Source organism: Photorhabdus tasmaniensis (assembly GCF_011189505.1).
Taxonomy (GTDB): Bacteria; Pseudomonadota; Gammaproteobacteria; order Enterobacterales; family Enterobacteriaceae; genus Photorhabdus; species Photorhabdus tasmaniensis.
The window spans coordinates 92320-114680 of the sequence record NZ_PUJU01000001.1; the positions used below are offsets into that span (position 1 = coordinate 92320).

The following is a 22361-nucleotide window of genomic DNA, read 5'->3' on the forward strand; positions in this document are numbered from 1 at the left end:
TTTTTATTCGTTGTTTATTTTCAACGCACTATCAGACGTTATATGTGTTGCCTTTACTTTGATGGATATCAATAACCTTTCTATATATCCACTCTACTCAGAGCAGCATAAGTGTTTTATTTACTTAACATTTAAAAGGAATAAACATGAACACACCCGCAATCAATATCAGTGACATTTTGAAAAGTAAAGGTTTTAATTCCGAAGCCGAAATTTGCCACCTCTCTTTTGACGAATTTCGCCAGAAAGTACGCGACAAACTCTCATGGTCACAGACCCTCAGCGCATATCTCAGCGCACAACAGGAACAAAAGAAAAATCGCCTGCATGAAGCCCGTATTCTGAAACGTGCCAATCCTCAGTTACGAAATGCGGTACATCTTGCCCTGATAACACCTCATGCTGACCAGCAAGGCTATAACAGTAAATTTGGCAATCGCGCCAGCAAATATGCAGCTCCAGGCGCAGTCTCTTCCATGTTCTCTCCCGCCGCTTATTTGACTGAACTTTATCGTCAGGCACGGGATTTACATGCAGATAATTCCGATTATCATCTGGATACACGCCGTCCTGATTTACAATCTTTGGCTCTCAGCCAAAAAAATATGGATTCTGAGATTTCCACGCTTTCTCTGTCCAATAATATTCTGCTGAAAGGTATTAAAAAACTAACTCAAACTGAGTCTCATAATCATGCTCAAGTAATGGAAAAGTTATCAACCTTATGCGCTTCTGGCATGATGCCATATCACGATGCTTATGAAAGCGTACGTAAGATTATTCAATTACAAGCTCCAATCTTTGAACACATTAGTACATCACCAGAAACAACTATCGATAAACTAAAATATCAAGCATCTCTATTGGATATTAATTCTTCTGTCTCTCCTAAATTATTTACTATCTTGGTGGAAGAAATTACTACAATCAATGCAAGAAATATCTATGAGGAAAATTTTGGTAAAATTAACCCCTCTCTAACAGAAAAACCGGAATATCTGAAAAGTTACTATAATCTAACAGACAAAGAACTTAAACAATTTCAATTTATTGATAAAGAAGGTAATTTCTTCCAACAGAAATACAGTGAAAATCAGCAAATCGCTGAGGCAATCAACCAAAACAATTCAGTCGATGTTTATCAGATTACCTGGAAATATTCCTCCAACGACAATAAGATAGAAAATATTAAATTATCTCCTCTCGGAGATAACAAATTAAAATTAAGTTTTAAGACTAAAGACAACATAAGTTCTAATACTAGTGTACTAATTAAATTAAACAGAAAAGAGTTGGGAAATATACCAATTCATTCAAACCAAGAATTCTCACATAATATTACGTTAGAAACTAATCTAATTAAACAACAAAATACAGTAACAATTAGTCTTGAGTCGAAAAATAATCAAGTTAAACAACCAGACACAGTAATATTTACTATTAAAAACTATGATTACTTTCCTCTATTAAAACTTAATAAGTTTATTCGTTTATATAAAGCTATAAACCTGCCACCGTTGGTATTGGAAAAAATCACCTTCAGCGTCAATGAGAACCTAAATATCAATACAGAGGTATTAAAGAAAACTTTTCGTGTTAAAGGCTATATGCAACGTTATGGTATTGATGCTGAGACTGCACTAGTACTGTGCAAAGCACCCATTTCAGAAAATCCTTCTCATCCCGATCTAACCAAATTACTGGCAGACATCCATCAGTTAACTATTGATGAACTGAGTTTACTGTTGGAAGCCATAGGTGAAAGAATAACCAATTTATCTGAGATTACCCATGATAATCTGGCTGCTCTAATTGACAGACTCAATGCCGTCACTGGCTGGCTACGTACACGAAAATGGAGTGTATATCAGCTGTTTGTGATGACGACCGATAAATATAACGAAACACTAACCCCAGAAATACACAACCTTCTGGATAGCATCTACAATGGCTTGCAAGATTTTGACAAAAAGATGCTGAAAGCAGAGGAGGAACTAAAGGAAGCCAAAGAAAAGCAGGAAGAATCCAAAGAGAGAGATGCCGAGGAAGAGCTGAAGAAAGCTAAGGAAAACCTGCCCAAAGCCATATCTCCTTACATCGCCGCCGCTCTGCAATTGCCATCTGAGAATGTTGCTCTCTCCGTGCTGACTTGGGCAGATAAACTAAACTCTGGCAAAGAAAACAAAATGACGGCAGATTCATTCTGGAACTGGTTGCGGAAAAACCCCATTGAAACTCAATCGAAAACAACTGAATCAACTACACTAATTCAACAGGCTGTCCAGTATTGCCAATGCCTGGCACAACTGGCGTTGATTTACCGTTCCACCGGCCTTAACGAAAACACCTTAAATCTGTTTGTGAAAAACCCTCAACGTTTTGCCACTAAAACCGAGACGACACCAAAACATGATGTATTAACGCTGACAACACTAACGCGTTTTTCTGACTGGGTTAATTCTCTGGGTGAAAAAGCCTCTTCTGTGCTGACTGAGTTTAAAACAGAAACATTAAAGGCAGAACAGTTGGCCAACGCCATGAGTCTTGATAAGAATCTGCTGTTACAAGCTAATATTCTGACTCAAAAACTTAACCAGAAAGCTAACGAGTCAATTAAGGAAATAGAGACAGACAGAACATTCTCCAATTGGACATCTATCGACACCATCCTGCAATGGATTAACGTTGCGCGTCAATTGAACATCTCTCCAAAGGACGTTTCGGCGCTGGCTCCATTATTAACTGGAGACCCCTCTACCTATGAAAAGTGGAAAAATGCAGCTGCGACATTAACCGCTGGGCTGGACACCCAAAAGGCCAACACCCTACATGCGTTTCTGGATGAGTCTCGCAGCGCCGCGTTAAGTACATACTATATTTATTCTCATAACCAAAAAGATCGACAAGAAAGAAAACATACGGTAATTAAAGACCGTGATGATCTATATCAATACTTATTAATTGATAACCAAGTTTCCGCCGCTATCAAAACCACAGAGATTGCCGAAGCCATCGCCAGTATTCAACTGTATGTGAACCGAACATTAAAAAACATGGAAGGGGACATCGTCACGAATGTCACCAGCCGTCCATTCTTTAAAGACTGGGATAAATACAACAAACACTACAGCACCTGGGCTGGCATATCTAAGCTCGCTTACTATCCTGAAAATTACATCGATCCGACGATGCGTATCGGACAGACAAAAATGATGGATGCACTGCTGCAATCCATCAGCCAAAGTCAATTGAATACCGATACCGTAGAAGATGCTTTTAAGTCTTACCTAACGTCGTTCGAACAAGTGGCTAACCTGGAAGTTATCAGCGCCTATCATGATAATATTAATAATGACCAAGGATTAACCTATTTTATCGGACACAGTAAAACAGACGTTAATCAATATTACTGGCGCAGTGTGGATCACAGTAAATTCAGCGAAGGTAAATTCCCCGCTAATGCCTGGAGTGAATGGCACAAAATTGACTGCCCAATTAACCCATACAAAGACATTATTCGCCCAGTAATCTACCAATCTCGTTTATATATAATCTGGCTGGAAGAAAAAAGGATTGCTACACATGAAGGCGGTAAAACGACCGAGAGTCTCCGTTATGAACTGAAACTGGCGCATATTCGTTATGACCGTACCTGGAACACGCCAATCACCTTTGATGCGAATAGCAAAATATCTGATTTAACACTGGGAAAAAACGAAGCACCAGGACTCTATTGTGCAAGTTATCAAGGCAAAGATAAACTGCTGGTTATGTTTTATAAAAAACAGGATCAATTAAGTCAATACACAAACACAGCACCAATAAAAGGGCTGTATATCACTTCCAATATGTCCCCTGAGGAAATGACACCTGAAAGTTACAGACCTAATGCTCATAAACAGTTTGATACCAACAATGTCATAAGAGTAAATAACCGCTATGCAGAAAGCTATGAAATCCCTCTATCAGTAAACAATAACGGTTATGACTGGGGAGAAGGCTACTTGAGTATGGTGTATGGTGGGAGCATTCTGATTACCCGCAACTCAAGTGATAATTCAAAAATCCAGATTTCACCAAAATTAAGAATTATCCATAATGGACTAGTGGGCCGGCAACGCAATCAATGCAACCTAATGAAGAAATACGGTAAGCCAGGTGATAAATTTATTATTTACACCACGCTAGGTATTAACCCGAATAACTTATCAAATAAAAAATTCATTTACCCTGTTTATCAATGCGAAGACACCACCAAGCACGAAAAAGGGAAACTGCTGTTTTATCGGGAAAGTACCACTAACTTTGTAAGAGCCTGGTTCCCTAACCTTCCCTCTGGTTCGCAAGAAATGTCTACAACCACTGGCGGTAACATTAGTGGTAATTATGGTTATATTGAGAATAAACATAGCAACGACGATCCATTCAAAGCATATTTCTATATGGATGACCACGGCGGTATTGACACCGATGTTTCAGGACCAGTATTTATTAATGCAAATATTCAGCCTTCAAACGTTAAAATAACAGTGAAAAAAGTGAAGGAGAATGGTGAGTTAGAAAATAAACTATATACAGCGCATGACAAAGTTCCAGCTAAACCGCCACTCAGTTTCGAAGAAATGTGTTATCAGTTTAATGATCTCGACCAAATAGATGTCTCCACGCTAGTATTTAAAAATAATGAAGCAAGTATTGATGTCACTTTTACAGCATCTGCTGATGCATTTGAAAATGGTCAGAAGGAGCGTCATCTAGGTGAAGAACATTTCAGCATTCGTGTTATCAAAAAGGCGAATATTGATGATGTCCTTACCCTTCACCACGATCCAAGCGGGGCACAATATATGCAATGGGGAGCCTATCGTACTCGCCTTAATACCCTGTTTGCCCGTAAATTAATTAGCCGCGCCAACGCTGGGATCGATACTATTTTGAGTATGGACACTCAGAATATTCAAGAACCACAGTTAAAAAAGGGTTTCTATGCTACGTTTGTGATGCCTCCCTATAATCCATCAACTCATGGTGATGAACGCTGGTTTAAGCTTTATATCAAACATGTCGTTGATAATAACTCACACATTATCTACTCAGGTCAATTAGGGGAGACTAGTGTCAGCACTACATTATTTATTCCTCTTGATAATGTTCCATTAGATAACCGTTTTCACGCCAAGGTTTATATGACCTTCAAAAAATCACCATCAGATGGAACTTGGTGGGGACCTCACTTTATTAGAGATAAAGAAGGGGTAGTCGCAATAAACCCTAGCTCCATTTTAACCCACTTCGAGAACGTCAATATTCTGAAAGATGTTAACAGCGAACCCATGGATTTCAGCGGCGCTAACAGCCTCTATTTCTGGGAACTGTTCTATTATACCCCGATGCTAATTGCTCAACGTTTGCTACACGAGCAAAATTTCGATGAAGCTACCCGTTGGCTGAAATATGTCTGGAACCCATCTGGTTATATTAAGCATGATCAGATTCAGGATTACCACTGGAATGTCCGCCCATTACAGGAAGACACCAGCTGGAACGATGACCCTCTGGATTCGGTCGATCCTGATGCCGTAGCGCAACACGACCCAATGCACTATAAAGTCGTCACTTTTATGCGTACCCTTGACCTACTGATGGCGCGTGGAGACTACGCTTATCGTCAGCTGGAGCGGGACACCCTCAACGAAGCCAAAATGTGGTACATGCAGGCACTGCATCTGTTGGGTGATAAACCACCTATGTCACTGAGTTCGACATGGAGTGAGACAAACCTGGAGGATGCCGCTGATCTTACGAGACAAAAGGGACATTCCCGCGCAATGGCAGCTTTACGACAAAACCAGTCTATAGATGAAAGCGCGACAGATCTTTTCCTGCCACAAGCCAATGAAGAGATGCTGAACTACTGGCAAAAACTGGAACAACGGCTGTACAACTTGCGTCATAATCTCTCTATCGACGGTCAGCCCTTGCATCTGCCTATTTATGCCACACCGGCAGATCCAAAAGCATTACTCAGCGCTGCTGTTACCAGCTCACAGAGCGGAAGCAGTCTGCCGACGTCATTTATGTCACTGTGGCGTTTCCCACACATGCTGGAAAACGCACGCGGCATGGTAAGCCAGCTCACTCAATTCGGCTCCACGTTACAAAATATTATCGAACGTCAGGATGCGGAAGCATTAAATACACTATTACAGAATCAGGCGGCAGAACTGATATTGACCAATCTCAGCGTACAAGACAAAACCATTGAAGAGTTGGATGCTGAAAAAACTGTGCTGGAAAAAACACGCCTGGGAGCACAATCACGCTTTAACAGCTACAGCAAATTATATGATGAAAATATTAACGCTGGTGAACATCAAGCGCTGAATATGAAAGTGGCTTCCCAAGGTATTACCGCCGGATTGAAAAGTCTGCATATGGCTGCTGCTGCACTGGATATGGTACCAAATATCTACGGTATGGCCGTCGGGGGATCACACTATGGTGCTATCGCCAATGCGATTGCTATTGGTGGAGGCATTGCCGCAGACGGTTTATTAATTGAGGCCGATAAAGTCTCGCAATCTGAAATATGGCGCCGCCGCCGTCAGGAATGGGAAATCCAGCGTAATAATGCACAAACCGAGCTGAAACAAATTGATGCTCAACTCAGCTCACTGACAATACGTCGGGAAGCCGCAGTATTGCAGAAAACCAGCCTGAAAACCCAGCAGGAACAAACCCATGCACAACTGACCTTCCTGCAACGTAAGTTCAGTAATCAGGCTCTGTTCAACTGGTTACGTGGCCGACTAGCCGCCATTTACTTCCAGTTCTACGACCTGGCCGTATCGCGTTGTCTGATGGCTGAAATGGCCTATCGCTGGGAGACGAATGAAACCACCGCAAGCTTCATTAAGCCTGGTGCCTGGCAGGGAACCCATGCCGGTCTGCTCGCGGGCGAAACTTTGATGTTAAATCTGGCACAGATGGAAGATGCCCATTTGAGGCAAGATCAACGCGTATTGGAGGTAGAACGCACCATTTCGCTGGCCGAAGTCTATGACCAATTACCGCAAGATAAATTTACCCTGACTCAGGAAATGGAGAAGTTGGTGAGTAAAGGTTCAGGCAGTGTCGGCAAGGACAATAATAAGCTGGAGTTTGGTGCCGATACCAAAACCTCCCTAGAAGCATCCATTTCGTTGTCTGCCCTGAACATTCACAGCGATTATCCGGATTCTATTGGTAAAACTCGCCGCATCAAACAGATCAGCGTCACCTTGCCCGCTCTACTGGGACCATATCAGGATGTGCAGGCGATTCTGTCTTACAGTGGGGAAACCGAGTTAGCCAAAGGCTGTCAAGCACTAGCGGTTTCCCACGGCATGAATGACAGCGGTCAGTTCCAGCTTGATTTCAACGATGGCAAATTCCTGCCGTTTGAAGGGATTGACGTTGATCAAGGCACATTAACGCTCAGTTTCCCGAATGCAACCGGTAAACAAAAAACCATGCTGGAGAGTCTAAGCGACATCATTCTGCATATTCGCTACACCATTCGCCAATAACGATTTCAACTCAGTGCTAAAACAGGCCCCTAAGTGGGGCCTGCAAGGAGTCTTTCATGCAAAATTCACAAAATTTCAGTATTACGGAACTGTCATTGCCTAAAGGGGGAGGCGCTATCACGGGTATGGGTGAAGCGTTAACACCCAGCGGACCGGATGGTATGGCTGCACTGTCTCTGCCATTACCTATTTCAGCCGGACGCGGCTATGCCCCCGCCCTCACGCTGAATTACAACAGTGGTGCCGGTAACAGCCCGTTTGGTCTGGGCTGGGATTGTGGAGTTATGACTATCCGCCGCCGTACCCATTTTGGTGTTCCCCACTATGACGAAACCGATACCTTTCTGGGACCAGAAGGTGAAGTACTGGTCATCGCGGATCAACCTCGTGATGAATCCATATTAAAAAATCCTTACTTAAAAAATACCGGCTTGGATGCCACTTTTACTGTTACCGGCTACCGTTCCCGTCTGGAAAGCCATTTCAGCCGATTGGAGTACTGGCAACCTAAGACAGAAAGCGAAACAGACTTTTGGTTGATATATAGCCCCGATGGACAGGTACATCTACTGGGTAAATCGCCTCAGGCGCGGATCAGCAACCCATCAGAAATCTCACAAACAGCGCAATGGCTACTGGAAGCTTCCGTGTCACCGCGTGGTGAACAAATTTATTATCAATATCTCCCCGAAGATGACACAAGTTGCGAAGCAGATGAAATGACAGACCATCCACAGGTCACAGCGCAACGTTATCTACACATGGTGTATTACGGCAACCTGACAGCTAGCGAAATGTTACCCAGTCTGGATAGCAGCGCGCTCTCACAAAAAAATTGGTTGTTCTATCTGGTATTTGATTATGGCGAACGCAGTAACAACCTGAAAGCGCCGCCAGAATTTACAGCACCGGGTGGCTGGCTTTGTCGTCAGGACTGTTTTTCTCGTTATGAATATGGCTTTGAGATTCGTACCCGCCGCTTATGCCGTCAGGTACTGATGTATCATAACCTGCAAGCGTTGGATAACCAGACAGAAGAGCACGAACCCTCGCTGGTTTCACGCCTAATACTCAATTATGACGAAAGCGCAATAGCCAGCACGCTGGTATTCGTTCGTCGAGTGGGACACAAACAAGACGGTCCTGCCGTCACCTTGCCACCACTAGAGCTGGCATATCAGGATTTTTCACCGAAACAGAACGCTAGCTGGCAACCGATGGATGTGTTGGCAAACTTCAATGCCGTTCAGCGCTGGCAACTGGTTGACCTAAAAGGCGAGGGATTACCCGGTCTGCTATATCAAGATAAAAGAGCCTGGTGGTACCGCGCGCCACAGCGTCAGACAGGAGATAATCAAAATGCTGTCACTTGGGAGAAAATACAACCTTTGTCTGTCATCCCTTCCTTACAAAACAACGCATCACTGGTAGACATCAACGGAGATGGACAACTTGACTGGGTTATCACCGGACCGGGGTTACGGGGATACCACAGCCAACGCCCAGATGGTAGTTGGACACGTTTTACCCCACTCAACGCCCTACCGGTAGAATATATTCATCCCCGTGCGCAACTGGCGGATTTAATGGGATCCGGGTTGTCTGATTTGGCGCTGATCGGTCCTAAAAGTGTGCGCTTGTATGCCAATACCCGCGACGGCTTTACCAAAGGGCAGGATGTGGTGCAATCCGGTGATGTAACCCTGCCGATACCGGGTGCCGATGCCCGTAAGTTGGTGGCTTTTAGTGATGTACTGGGTTCCGGTCAAGCGCATCTGGTTGAAGTCAGTGCGACTAAAGTCACCTGCTGGCCGAATCTGGGGCACGGACGATTTGGTCAGCCAATCACCATCACCCTGCCGGGATTCAGCCAGCCAACAACTGAGTTTAATCCAGCGCAGGTTTATCTGGCTGACCTGGATGGCAGCGGCCCAACTGACCTGATTTATGTTCACAAAAACTGCCTGGATATCTTCCTCAATAACAGTGGCAACAGTTTTGCTAAACCTGTGACATTACCCTTCCCAAATGGTCTGCGTTTTGATAGCACCTGTCAGTTGCAAGTAGCCGATGTGCAGGGGGCTGGGATAGCCAGTTTAATACTGAGTGTCCCACATATGTCGCCCCATCACTGGCGCTGTGATCTGGCGAACAAGAAACCGTGGCTGCTCAGTGAAATGAATAACAATATGGGCGCTCGTCACATCTTGCATTACCGCAGCTCTGCCCAATTCTGGCTGGATGAAAAAGCCAAGGCACAGGATGCTGGACAAACACCAGTTTGTTATCTGCCCTTCCCGGTACACACCCTATGTCAAACGGAAATAGAAGATGAAATCAGCGGCAACAAATTAATAACAACACTGCGTTATGCTCACGGCGCTTGGGATGGACATGAGCGGGAATTTCGCGGGTTTGGTTATGTTGAACAGAAAGACAGCCATCAACTGGCTCAAGGTAGCGCACCAGAACGGACACCACCAGCCCTGACCAAAAACTGGTATGCCACCGGACTGCCCGTGATAGATAGCGCATTATCGGCAGAGTATTGGTGTGGCGATAATCAGGCTTTTGCCGGTTTTACACCGCGCTTTACTGTCTGGAAAGATGGCAAGGATGTTTCCCTAATACCAGAGAATAGTCATGACCTATACTGGTTCAACCGGGCGCTGAAAGGTCAGCCACTGCGTAGTGAACTGTACGGACTGGATAGCAGCGCACAAAAAAAGGTTCCCTATACTGTCACTAAATTCCGTCCACAGGTACGCCGATTACAGAATACAAAGAACCAAAATCCTGTATTTTGGCCATCGGTAGCGGAAAGCCGTCACTATCACTATGAACGTATTGCCAGTGACCCACAGTGCAGCCAGAGCATCACTCTGTCCAGTGACCTATTTGGACAACCACTGAAACAGGTTTCAATACAGTACCCACGCCGCAATCAGCCCACAATAAGCCCGTATTCGGATATGTTGTCTGATACACTGTTTACCAACAGCTATGATGACCAGCAACACAAATTGCGGCTGACTTATCAACAGTTCAGTTGGCACCATCTGACCAACAATACCGTTCGGGTGCTGGGATTACCGGATAGCACCCGCACTGATACTTATGAGATCAAACATGATGAAGTTAAATACGATGAAGTTAACCGTGGTTTAAACCTGGAAACCTTATGTGATAAAGATATTCTGATTGCATATGACAAACTGCGTAAATACTTCGGCCAGCAGCGAACATTTTATACCGGCGGGCAAAGTAATACACCGACACGACAGGCATTGATTGCCTTTACAGAGACGACGGTATTCGATGAATCCACATTGTCAGCGTTTGATGGAAGTATCGCACCTGAGGAATTGCCCACAACGCTGGAGAAATCCGGGTATCAACAATCAGATTACCTGTTCCCCCATGCTGGGGAGGGCAAAGTCTGGACAGCCCGTCACGGCTACACCGATTACGGAACCGCTGTACAGTTCTGGCGTCCACAAACGCAGCGCAACACACAACTCACAGGAAAAATCACACTAACCTGGGATACAAACTATTGTGTCGTGACAAAAACGCAAGATGCGGCTGGCCTGACAACATCAGCCAAGTATAACTGGCGTTTTCTGGCTCCCGAGCAACTCACTGATATCAATGACAATGAGCACCTTATCACGCTGGATGCACTGGGCCGTCAGGTAACACAGCGCTTTTGGGGAACTGAAAACGGTAGGATGACCGGTTACTCATCACCGGAACAGATGCCGTTCTCTCCACCAGCCAGTGTGGAAACAGCCATTAACCTGACAGGACCACTACCTGTAGCACGATGTCAGGTTTATGCACCGGAAAGCTGGATGCCGGTATTAAGTCAACAAACCCTCAATAAACTGACAGAGCAAGACCGGCAAACACTGTATAAATCCGGGATCATCACTGAAGACGGGTATATCTGCACATTGGCCCATCGTCGCTGGGTACAAAGCCAAAGTGCAGTTACCCAGTTAATCAGCCCACTACATCACAGCACCCGTTTACCCCCTCATAGCCTCACGCTGACCACGGATCGTTATAACCATGATCCCGAGCAACAAATCCGTCAACAAGTCGTATTCAGTGATGGCTTTGGTCGCTTGCTGCAAGCAGCCGCCCGACATGAGGCAGGTATGGCCTGGCAACGTAACAAAGACGGTTCTTTGGTCACGAAAACAGAAAATGCCAAGAGCCGCTGGGCGGTGACTGGACGGACGGAATATGACAATAAAGGACAACCGATACGAACTTATCAGCCCTATTTCCTCAATGATTGGCGTTATGTCAGTGATGACAAAGCACGGCAGGCAAAAGAGGCTTATGCCGATACCCACGTCTATGATCCCGTTGGTCGGGAAATTAAGGTTATCACCGCAAAAGGCTGGTTTCGTCGAACCTTGTTTACTCCCTGGTTTACTGTCAGTGAAGATGAAAATGATACAGCAGCTGAGGTAAACATGTAACTTGATAAACCCCGCCCGGCTAACGGGCGGGAAGCATAGATAGAGGTGAAAAGTGTCGTTAAAAATGCCGTCAGATACTCAACTTGTTATCTGGTTGATCATTGGTTTTATTGCGGCTTGGGGCGGATTAGTAAGATACCTCATTGATATACAGAACAAACAATACAAATGGAGTTGGATTAACGTCCTATGCCAACTCATTATCTCCTGTTTTACTGGTATCCTGGGAGGATTACTGAGTTTTGAAAGTGGCGGCAGCATCTATATGACTTTTGCAATTGCCGGGCTATTCGGCACAACGGGAAGTACCGGGCTGAGCTGGCTCTGGCGTCGCCTTCTTATGCATCAGGGAGGAAAATGAAGAAATGATTAAATACAGCAACACAATAAACGAGGTAAACCATGAAAAAAATTGACTCTACACTTTATCAACACACCCCGACAGTCAGCGTCCACGATAACCGTGGCCTGACTATCCGTGATATCGGCTTTCACCGTACCACCGCAAACGGTGATACCGATACTCGTATTACCTACTATCAGTATAATGCCTGCGGGCAGCTGAGCCAGAGCATTGATCCACGTTTATATGAAACTAAACAGAGAGATAGTACGATAAAATCCAACTTTCTTTGGCAATATGATTTAACCGGTAATACCCTACGGACAGAAAGCATTGATGCAGGCCGCATTGTCACCCTAAATGATATTGAAGGCCGTCCGATACTGACCGTGACTGCAACAGATGTCATACAAACCCGGCAATATGAAACGTCTTCCCTGCCCGGACGTCTATTGTCTATCGCCGAACAAGTACCAGAAGAAAAAACATCCCATATTATTGAACGCCTTATCTGGGCCGACAATACTGAAGCAGAGAAAAGTCACAACCTTGTTGGCCAATGTATACACCACTATGACACGGCAGGAGTTACCCGATTGGAAAATCTGTCTCTGACAGGTGCTGTTTTATCGCAATCCCGTCAATTGCTAATCGATAGTCAGGAAGCAAACTGGACAGGTGACAATGAAACCCACTGGCAGAACACGCTGGCTAATGAAGTCTATACTACCCTGAACACCCTTGACGCCACCGGTGCTCTACTGACTCAGACCGATGCGAAAGGGAACACTCAGCGTCTGGCCTATGATGTAGCCGGACAGCTAAAAAGGAGTTGGTTAACACTCAAAGACCAGACTGAACAGGTTATTATCAAATCCCTGACCTATTCCGCTGCCGGACAAAAATTACGTGAAGAGCACGGCAACGGCGTTATCACTGAATACAGCTATGAACCGGAAACCCAACGGCTTATCGGTATCAAAACCAGTCGACTTTCAGATACCAATGTGTTGCAAGATTTACGCTATGAATATGACCCGGTAGGTAATGTCATCAACATACGTAATGACGCAGAAGCCACCCGGTTCTGGCGTAATCAAAAAGTGATACCGGAGAACACCTACACTTACGATTCCCTGTATCAGCTTATCAGTGCAACAGGGCGTGAGATGGCAAATATTAACCAGCAAAATAACCAAATTCCCTCCCCGGTTCTTCCTTCTGATAACAACACGTATACCAACTATACCCGTACTTATACTTATGACCGTGGCGGCAATTTAACTAAAATCCAGCACAGTTCACCCGCCACTCAAAACAACTACACCACAAATATCACCATTTCAAATCGCAGCAATCGCGCCGTGTTAAGTTCACTAACAGCAGACCCGGCACAAGTCGATACCTTGTTTGATGCAGGCGGTCATCAGAAGACATTGACTCCGGGACAAAATCTGAACTGGAATGCACGAAGTGAGTTGCAACAAGTGACAGTAGTGGTACGGGACAGCAGTGTTGAGAACGATCGGGAATGGTATTGCTATGGCAACGATGGAATGCGGCTGCTAAAAGTCAGTGAACAACAGACCGGTAACAACACTCAGACACAGCGGGTAACTTATCTGCCGGGCCTGGAATTGCGTACAACCCAAAACAACATTTCCACAACAGAAGACCTGCAAGTTATCACAATAGGTAAAGCGGGTCGTGCGCAGGTGCGAGTATTGCATTGGGAAACGGGCAAACCAGAAGACATCAGCAACAATCAGCTACGTTACAGCTACGATAATCTTATCGGCTCCAGTCAGCTTGAACTGGATGACAAGGGGCAAATTATCAGTCAGGAAGAGTACTATCCATTTGGCGGTACAGCAATGTGGGCAGCAAACAGCCAAACAGAAGCTAATTACAAAACTATCCGCTACTCAGGCAAAGAACGGGATGCGACAGGGCTGTACTACTACGGCTACCGGTATTATCAGCCGTGGGTAGGACGGTGGTTGAGTGCCGACCCAGCAGGGACAGTGGATGGGCTGAATTTGTATCGGATGGTAAGGAATAATCCGGTGAGATTGACGGATATTGATGGAAGAATACCTAAGGATAATATACCACCACCACCAATGCCTGGAACCAGCAGAGCATTACCTCCACCGCCATTACCGGGTATGATTCCACCACCTCTACCGCCAGGTATGATCCCACAACCACCGGGGGCAGTTCCTCCACCACCAAGTGCTGGAGCGGGAGGGATGCCAAATTTGAGTTCGCTGACAACTAGCAGCACGTTTTCTCCGATCAACCTATCGGTACCGGAATACACACCAAGTGAAGTTCGGACTAAGAGCTGGAAATCGGCTGAATACGTCGATCTAGATCAACTTGCCAGTACGATTAGTGAAATATCAGGGGAAAAAAAGAGGCCGATTAATTTGGTTGACAGTACTCTGGAAGAGGTCAGTAGTAAAACCGGTATCCCATTTAGCAGTGAAACATTGACAGCAAACCCTGCCGCATGGACATCCCCAAGCGGGACAATATACATGGCGACAGATTCACCTGATTATTCTCAGAATGGAGAATTGGACATTGATAAAATCAGATCAACAATTATCCATGAGAGCTTGCATTTTTCCTCACATGAGCATGTAGGTTTTCAAGCAGACACAGACACCAGCGTTCAAAACACGAATTATGACGAATATGTCACCGACTATTTTGCCCATCAGGTTTATAAAAAAATGTATCCAAATAATCCCTATAAGACAGGATATTTCACAACAGATGTTGGAGGACGCTTTAAAGTCTGGGGAGGAAACCTTGTAGAATTTATGACCCAATCTGGACACACAACATTAGACAACATTAAGCAAGGTTATTTTAGTGGAAGAGCGGAGTTGAATAAACTCACAGGTAAAGCTTTAGATACATGGAAAAATTATGCCAAGAGCGGGAGGACGCCAAAAATTTAAATTGTCTATTACTTTCCTATTAAAGGTGGCCGTCTACGCGGCCACTAAACTCAATAATAAAACAGCTCATTATTACCCGCTAAGAACATCTTACACTACAATTGTACTTCCTCTTTTCAATAAAAGAGGCTCACATAGAAAAACTTTAAGTCGTGTGGTTTCTCTGAGTTATGAACATCAAAAAATACGGATTCTTAATTTCTATGGCTGTAGCACTAAAGACCGTATTTAAAAGAAAACCATAAGAAGAAACTCATCTTATGGCTTTCTTATTTTTACCATTACATTAATAAAATGTAGATTCAAATAATAATTACAATCATATTTCATCTATTAAAAATAGAATATAAATCAACAGATTATATCTAATTCTAAAATATAAAATCATAAATTAATAAATTTAATGACTCTTTTTACTTATGCCTGAGAGTATATGTACAATATCAAGAAAGCACTATTATGTTGAGCCAAGGGAAATGTATAGATTATTTCATCAGCGTTACTTTACGATTCTAAAATATCATTAGATATGGCAAGACGCAGAGTTTGATAAACTCCATTTCCTCTTATTATATCATCGTTATCAGGATGGGATTCAGTCGTCACATAAACAGTGATATCGCCTTTCATTAAAGAAGAAAATATAACCTCTTCTCTACATAAATTCATCAACTAAAAAATCATTAATTATACAAATATTACGATAATGGTAACGCTTAGCTGCCCTTTTTATGACTGTGGATATCTTATTAACATATTCGCCATTTGTCCCTATAATAAGCTTTTCTGTATTTGATAATTTCTACGACAATTCCAAAGAAGGAGTAATGCAAAGCGTATCTGCTGCTAATTAGGATATGCATTAATTGATATTGGATTTCATTATTTTTATTCTTAGTATTTATCTGATACGTTCATTATTATCATATAATAATAATTAACCTATTTTCATGATAATAAATTTAGCTGTTCACGGGGAAAAACTTCACGAATTCCAGCAAGTTCGCCTTCGTGTCCCATATTACGAGTACTGCTATATGTAGCTGTTACTGGAAAAGGCCTCCATTGATGAAAACGGTAAGCTCTTTTCCAGATAGCTAGGGTAAAACCGAAAAAATGCAGTAATATTCAACTTGTTAATCCGCAGTAACAAGTTCCAATATTTGCTGCCTGACATGTTCGAAAATGAGTGAACCGATCTCTGCACTCGCACCAGATGTTTTAGAAAGAACCCCTCTCGTTGAAAATTCTTCTTTAATCGGTATCTGATAAATCCCTGCACGCGGGGGTTTATCATGGTCAACCCGCTCAGCTCTAACCAAATCTGGGCGCAAATGAAGCATCAAACTCGTTTCTGTTATCCCTGCATGCTCAGCGTGCCAGCCGGGAAAATCGGTCAAATGTTCACGAGTCCAAGCATCAGAGACTAAACTCCACCAACTAAACACGATAACGGAACGATCTTTAAAGTGACCCGCTGTCCGTAATTCATCTACCGCCTCGAAAATAAAACCTTCATTCTCGTAATGACCATTAATAATCACAAGTTGCTTGAAAGGTAATGAACATAAACTCTTAATTGCCCGGCCCATATAAGTTGTAAATGTTGGTCCATCAATGTAAATCGTACCAGGGAATTCAAGTCCACCCCCACTCTGGGGCAATGATCTTACCGATAATGGCTGTACCGGCAATGTGAACCCACCAATATCATTCGCCAACACGCGGGCAAATGCCTCAGGGATCACAGCATCTACATTCAACGGCAGATGAGGTCCATGCTGCTCAATACCGCCAATCGGCCAGATCAAAGTCTTACCTTCAACCGCAGTTAAAACCTGCTCGCTGGTCAGTTCTGCAAATTCTCTCACTTGACTGCTCATGATATTGTCCCTTTTTTAATACCTTATTTTGACATCGTGATTTGGGCATATTCAAGAACGATACGCCGTAGTGTTTTGTACATATGCCGATGAAGAGCGGTGTAAACTTGTACAGTATTTGCACCTGCAAGCATGTACTCATGAACGTCATTACCATCCTGTACACCTCCCGATCCCAATATCGGGATCGTCAGCCCCCGTTTGCGCAGGTTATAGATCGCGGCAAGCACCAGCGGCTTGAGCCCTGGCCCAGAGTATCCACACACCCCGTTAAGAACAGCCTCGCCACTTATGTTATCGAATGCAATGCCCGAAATGGTATCGCTCAAGGTTATCGCATGAGCCCCGCCGTCTATGGCAGCCTGAACACGCCCATACAAATTGTCGCCAAGCGCAAGTTTGACAGAAAAAGAGGTATCCACTCGCTCTTTCACCGCTTTCGCGTAGTTGAATACACGTTCTGGTGTATCTTCCGTAAAGTCATCTGCATGTAAGCACGAAATGCCCAATTCCAAGGGTGCATCGGTTACCTCTGAGATACGAGCAGCCAATGAACCCAACTCTCCAGGCGATTCTGCATGGACCGAGACTATCACCGGAAGCTGTTCTCTCTTAAACTCACTGAGAATAGTCAACCAATGTTCAACTGTTTTCTTCGAGTAAGTCGTATTGTTCAACATCCCTGTACTGATGGAATAGGTCTTTTCGGTATGCAATTTTTCCGAATTCGGGTAAATGGTTTTTGTCACGACCGCCCCTGCACCGTGAACGATAAACTGGCGAATATATTTATCCTGATCAGAAAGCAAACCCGATCCAACGATAATTGGATTTTTTATCTTCATGCCTAAAACATCATAGGTTTGTTCAAAAACTTGATTTTTCATCGCAACTCCATGAATTAACTCATTCAAGCAAACTCGCTATTAACCCCTTTCCATAGAGCAGGCGATGTCCCCAAAAGGTGCTCAATAGCTACTCAACTGAAAATTTCTGAAAATCTCACCAATCTGCCACGGATTATGACGAAAATCGTGAATGTCCAATTTCGACAAATTGCAAACATGCTCCAATCCCTTTAATAAATGACTACCACCGCGCACAATCGGCAGTTGAGTGATCAGCAATACGGGCCGTTTCAGGGCCGAGGCCCAACCAAGTTCAATATGTGTGCCATCAGTACGCAATAATTCCTCACCACAATGAACCGGAAGAATGGGCATGAAAAAATCACACTGTTGCATCCATTGGAAATCCCGTTTTGATACCATCTCCGGCGTATAATTGGGGGTATCAATGCCAAATTTCTCGGTCAAATGTGCCGATAATACATTGCCATTCAGTGCCTTTACTGTCTTAACCGCTAACTGGATAGTCATTCTCAACTCTTCATGAAAACCACCATCATAAATCGCGGATTGAATAGGCCCACCAATGAAAACACTTTTGTTTGCCAATGGCATAACACTCCCCTTAATTTTCGTTACCCAACAAACTATGAACAGTCGTTTCAGAGCATTGAACTCAGCACGGCCAGAGAATAGGATGCTTCACAATTCGATAATTTATCGCTCACAACAATCCCGTTTGATCTAGCTATACCGTGGAAGAAGGTTATTTTGCTCAAGTTCATCTAGGCTATCCACAAACGCCAAATAAACTTTTTCCAGATGAGTGTCATCGTGTGCATCAGAGATAAACCAGCATCGCCACTCCCAGATGTAAACACCTCTCATCAGCAGGTTGTAGTAAAGCAAATCCATGTTGTCACGATGAATTAATCTAAAAAATGAGGAAAATGATCTTGCCTCAATGGGAACCCGGCGACTCAAGAACAGGCGATTCAAACGTAAAACAAACGATTCAGTACATTGCGTCAGTGCCTTGGTAAAAGATTCCCCTCTTCTTTTGATCTCCAACAAAGTGGCTTTCGCGGCAGCCATAGACAGTGGATGTTGAAAATATGTTCCACCAAAGAATGTCGGTTCCGCCGCCGGGAAGCTGTCATCGTTGAAATTCCAGTTTCCACCGTCAATCGAATCAAGCATATTTCCCCTGCCGGTAATCACTCCCAACGGCATTCCTCCACCGATCGTTTTGCCATAGGTCACAATATCAGCCTCAACTCCAAATAACCCTTGGATACCTGCCGGGTGAGATCTGAAACCCGTCACGATTTCATCCAATATCAACAAAATACCCAAATCCTTGGTCATTTGACGCAGACGTCTTAAGTAATCTGGATTACAAAGACCAGGGTCACGCGTTGGTACAGGTTCTACGAGCACCGCCGCAATTCTGGTGCGATTGACTTTGAGAAACTCAATAGCTTCATTGGAACCAAATTCAAATACCGAAACATCAGCCACCATATTCTCGGGGATGCCCACCGAAACGGGTTTAGTGACACTGACTTCATCATATTCACTGGCTTTAGCCAGTACGGCATCCCAATGCCCGTGGTAACTACTGGAGAAAAGCACGATATGATTTCGACGAGTGAGCGCCCGTGCTGCCCGAACCGCATTCATCACCGCTTCGGTTCCACTATTCACAAAAGCAACACGATCCATGCCGGTAATTTCTTTTATCAGTTCAGCCACCTCCAAACCTATCGCATGCCGGGTTCCCAAACCAAAACTGTTGCTTATTTGCTGAGTGAGCTCTTTAATAACGAAAGATGGACTATGCCCAAACAAATGTGCACCGAAGCCCATCGTCATATCAATGTAATCATTACCATCGATATCCTGGATGATAGCTCCTTCAAACTTGGTGCATACAATCGGGTAAAGCAATTCTTTGATGGAGGGTTTAAATCCAATACCAGAACGGCTATCTGCAATACTGTTACGTACCGCTACCGAATGGGTTTTTGATTGAATCGTTCGCTCGTTATACCGGGAGATGAATGAAGCCAGATATTTTCTTCTCTCCTCAGATTCAATGGGTGACGCACTTCTCGACATCCATTGAAAAAAGCGTTCTTTCTTAACATGTGGAATATCTATCGCGTCTGGCTGATCAGAAATGCTCTCTTGCTCAGTCAAAACGTGTTGAGGGTGAATTGCCGAATCATTATCTTCCCCGGCCTTGCTTTTATCTGCCATCAACACATATTCACTGAGTTGACGAACCGTTTGTAATTCTGCAAAAAACTGCCGCACTGAAAGTTTTATACCAAATCGTTTCTGGATGGGATCCAACACTTCGAATAACAAGAGTGATTCCGCACCTAATTCAACCAACGGTATTTCCAGTTTTATCTCTTCTCTCGGTAAACCAAATGTTTCTGCAAAAATAGTGGTTATCTCTCTCTGAATAATTTCAATATTACTATTACTCATATCAACCTCACTTTCCTTAAATGAAGACGATCTCTACCATGTTTACAGCTCAGATTGCCGTTCTTTCAAATGGATAAGTTGGAAGCGCGAGCCGTTTACGATGCTCGTTCTGGTAAAAAATATCCCAATTGATATTTTCTCCGGCCTGCCAGACAGAGGCAGACGAAATATAAATATCTGGCAGTTCGCTAGATTCGTGGGCTACCACTCTGGCCTTATTTAATAAGCCCGATATCAGTTCACGAATATCACATGCGACAATTACCTTTCGTATTGATAAATGTCGTCGGCCCCGTTGTAAGGTAAATGCAATATCAGCGATATTCACTTCTGAATACTGCTCAAGATATTTCGCCAGATCCAAGATTTTGTGTGTTAATGCCGCCTCAGTACGTGCACTCAGCGGTATCAGATGTGCGGCTTCCAGGGAAGGCATATCAGGTTCTCTCGCTGGCGGCTCGGCAACCACAATATGAACATTTGTGCCACCTATTCCAAACGAACTAACACCCGCAATTCTAGAGGAATAACGGTTATCCCAAGCACTGGGTTCGGTTGGGACATAAAACGGAGATGCAGGATCCCGAAGTTCAGCGCATGGAGATTCACAATTAATTGAAGGAGGAATAATGCCTAAATTGACGGCATAGATAGTTTTTATCAGCCCGGCGATACCCGATGCACAATCAGCATGACCAAGATTGGATTTAATTGAGCCTAAAGCACAAGCTCTGGCAGAGACACGTTCAAACACCCGCCCCAACGCACGTAACTCAATCCCATCACCGACTGGCGTTCCAGTACCGTGCGCTTCGATCAAACCAATCTGATCGGCCCGTACATCAGCAGCAGCAAGCGCACGACGGATCACCTGTTCCTGCCCTGAAACACCCGGAGCACTATAACCCGCCTTGACCGCCCCATCGTTGTTTATTGCCGTTCCTTTAATCACGGCCAAAATAGGTTCACCATTGAGCAGAGCATCCTCCAGACGGCGCAACGCCACGAATGCCGTCGCATCAGAGAAAATCGTACCGTCGGCTCTCTCATCAAACGCACAAACGCGTCCCGTCGGAGATAATATGCCGCCTTCATGGTAAACATAGCCAACATGAGCGGGATACCTAACGCAAACACCGCCAGCCAGAGCCATATCACTTTCACCTAACAGCAGGCTGTTACAAGCCATGTGTACAGCGACAAGCGAGCCTGAACAAAACGTTCCTATGCTCATAGCCGGTCCTAAGCAGTTGAACTTGTACGCGATACGAGTTGCCAAGGCATCGATAGAACTTCCGCCAAACAGCAGCATCGCGTCAGCCGGAGAATTGTTCGTCGCCGGCACATTTGCGTGCCAGGTACTTTGACGAGAACCCACAAAAACTGAACAGAGTCCCGCGTCTGCACCGTTTGAATAGCCGCTCAGTTCAAGCGCCTCATGGCAAACCTCCAGACAAATCCGTTGTTGAGGATCCATTTTCGACACTTCCCTTGGCATCAGTTGAAAATAGCCGTAATCAAACTTTTCCGGATCCTGAAGGTACGCACCACGCGGAACGTAATGCAATCCTCTTGCATCCGCATTGACGCCCCTATCATGAAGCTCTGCATTGGTATAACCAGAAATCAGTTCCCGTTTCCCTAAGATTGCGTGCCAAAGCTCTTGACTCGAATCCGCATTAGGAAAACGCCCAGCGATGCTGGTAATCGCGATATCTGTTGAATAGCGCATTTGTATTTTTGACTTCATTCTAA

Annotated in this window: 9 protein-coding genes; 4 read left to right on the top strand and 5 right to left on the bottom strand. The window is 44.3% G+C overall.

The window, feature by feature from the left end:
- The first annotated feature begins 146 nt into the window (after positions 1 to 146).
- The 4 genes from C5471_RS00335 to C5471_RS00350 all read left to right on the top strand — a co-directional run bounded on the left by C5471_RS00335 (position 147) and on the right by C5471_RS00350 (position 15376).
- Complete coding sequence (locus C5471_RS00335; RefSeq protein ID WP_133813596.1) at positions 147 to 7568, top strand: Tc toxin subunit A-related protein; 7422 nt, start codon at positions 147 to 149, stop codon at positions 7566 to 7568.
- A 56-nt stretch (positions 7569 to 7624) separates the two neighbouring features.
- Complete coding sequence (locus C5471_RS00340) at positions 7625 to 12061, top strand: SpvB/TcaC N-terminal domain-containing protein (protein ID WP_133813595.1); 4437 nt, start codon at positions 7625 to 7627, stop codon at positions 12059 to 12061.
- Positions 12062 to 12125: 64 nt separating this feature from the next.
- Positions 12126 to 12422: a phage holin family protein gene (locus tag C5471_RS00345; RefSeq protein WP_166295525.1), complete on the top strand. Its 297-nt coding sequence runs from the start codon at positions 12126 to 12128 to the stop codon at positions 12420 to 12422.
- A 41-nt stretch (positions 12423 to 12463) separates the two neighbouring features.
- On the top strand, positions 12464 to 15376 hold the full coding sequence (locus C5471_RS00350) for an RHS repeat domain-containing protein (protein ID WP_133813593.1): 2913 nt from the start codon (positions 12464 to 12466) through the stop codon (positions 15374 to 15376).
- A gap of 1136 nt (positions 15377 to 16512) precedes the next feature.
- On the opposite strand, the gene C5471_RS00355 is transcribed toward C5471_RS00350, so the two are convergent.
- The 5 genes from C5471_RS00355 to C5471_RS00375 form a co-directional block, all read right to left on the bottom strand.
- Positions 16513 to 17259, bottom strand: a complete 747-nt coding sequence (locus C5471_RS00355; protein WP_133813592.1) for a creatininase family protein — start codon at positions 17257 to 17259, stop codon at positions 16513 to 16515.
- Between the two features lie 23 nt (positions 17260 to 17282).
- Positions 17283 to 18146 (bottom strand): beta/alpha barrel domain-containing protein, encoded by an 864-nt coding sequence (locus C5471_RS00360; protein ID WP_133813591.1) that lies wholly within the window; start codon positions 18144 to 18146, stop codon positions 17283 to 17285.
- A gap of 81 nt (positions 18147 to 18227) precedes the next feature.
- The gene (locus C5471_RS00365; RefSeq protein ID WP_133813590.1) at positions 18228 to 18722 is read right to left on the bottom strand and encodes a hypothetical protein; all 495 of its coding nucleotides are present in this window, start codon (positions 18720 to 18722) and stop codon (positions 18228 to 18230) included.
- A gap of 129 nt (positions 18723 to 18851) precedes the next feature.
- On the bottom strand, positions 18852 to 20606 hold the full coding sequence (locus C5471_RS00370) for an aminotransferase class III-fold pyridoxal phosphate-dependent enzyme (protein ID WP_133813589.1): 1755 nt from the start codon (positions 20604 to 20606) through the stop codon (positions 18852 to 18854).
- Between the two features lie 49 nt (positions 20607 to 20655).
- Positions 20656 to 22356: a beta-ketoacyl synthase N-terminal-like domain-containing protein gene (locus C5471_RS00375; RefSeq protein ID WP_242688523.1), complete on the bottom strand. Its 1701-nt coding sequence runs from the start codon at positions 22354 to 22356 to the stop codon at positions 20656 to 20658.
- Positions 22357 to 22361 lie beyond the last annotated feature (5 nt).

Bases quoted from the DNA above. Each gene is read 5' to 3' on its own strand.
- C5471_RS00350 (WP_133813593.1), top strand. From the start codon at position 12,464: ATGAAAAAAATTGACTCTACACTTTATCAACACACCCCGACAGTCAGC.
- C5471_RS00360 (WP_133813591.1), bottom strand. From the start codon at position 18,146: ATGAAAAATCAAGTTTTTGAACAAACCTATGATGTTTTAGGCATGAAG.
- C5471_RS00340 (WP_133813595.1), top strand. From the start codon at position 7,625: ATGCAAAATTCACAAAATTTCAGTATTACGGAACTGTCATTGCCTAAA.
- C5471_RS00355 (WP_133813592.1), bottom strand. From the start codon at position 17,259: ATGAGCAGTCAAGTGAGAGAATTTGCAGAACTGACCAGCGAGCAGGTT.
- C5471_RS00335 (WP_133813596.1), top strand. From the start codon at position 147: ATGAACACACCCGCAATCAATATCAGTGACATTTTGAAAAGTAAAGGT.
- C5471_RS00345 (WP_166295525.1), top strand. From the start codon at position 12,126: ATGCCGTCAGATACTCAACTTGTTATCTGGTTGATCATTGGTTTTATT.
- C5471_RS00370 (WP_133813589.1), bottom strand. From the start codon at position 20,606: ATGAGTAATAGTAATATTGAAATTATTCAGAGAGAGATAACCACTATT.
- C5471_RS00365 (WP_133813590.1), bottom strand. From the start codon at position 18,722: ATGCCATTGGCAAACAAAAGTGTTTTCATTGGTGGGCCTATTCAATCC.
- C5471_RS00375 (WP_242688523.1), bottom strand. From the start codon at position 22,356: ATGAAGTCAAAAATACAAATGCGCTATTCAACAGATATCGCGATTACC.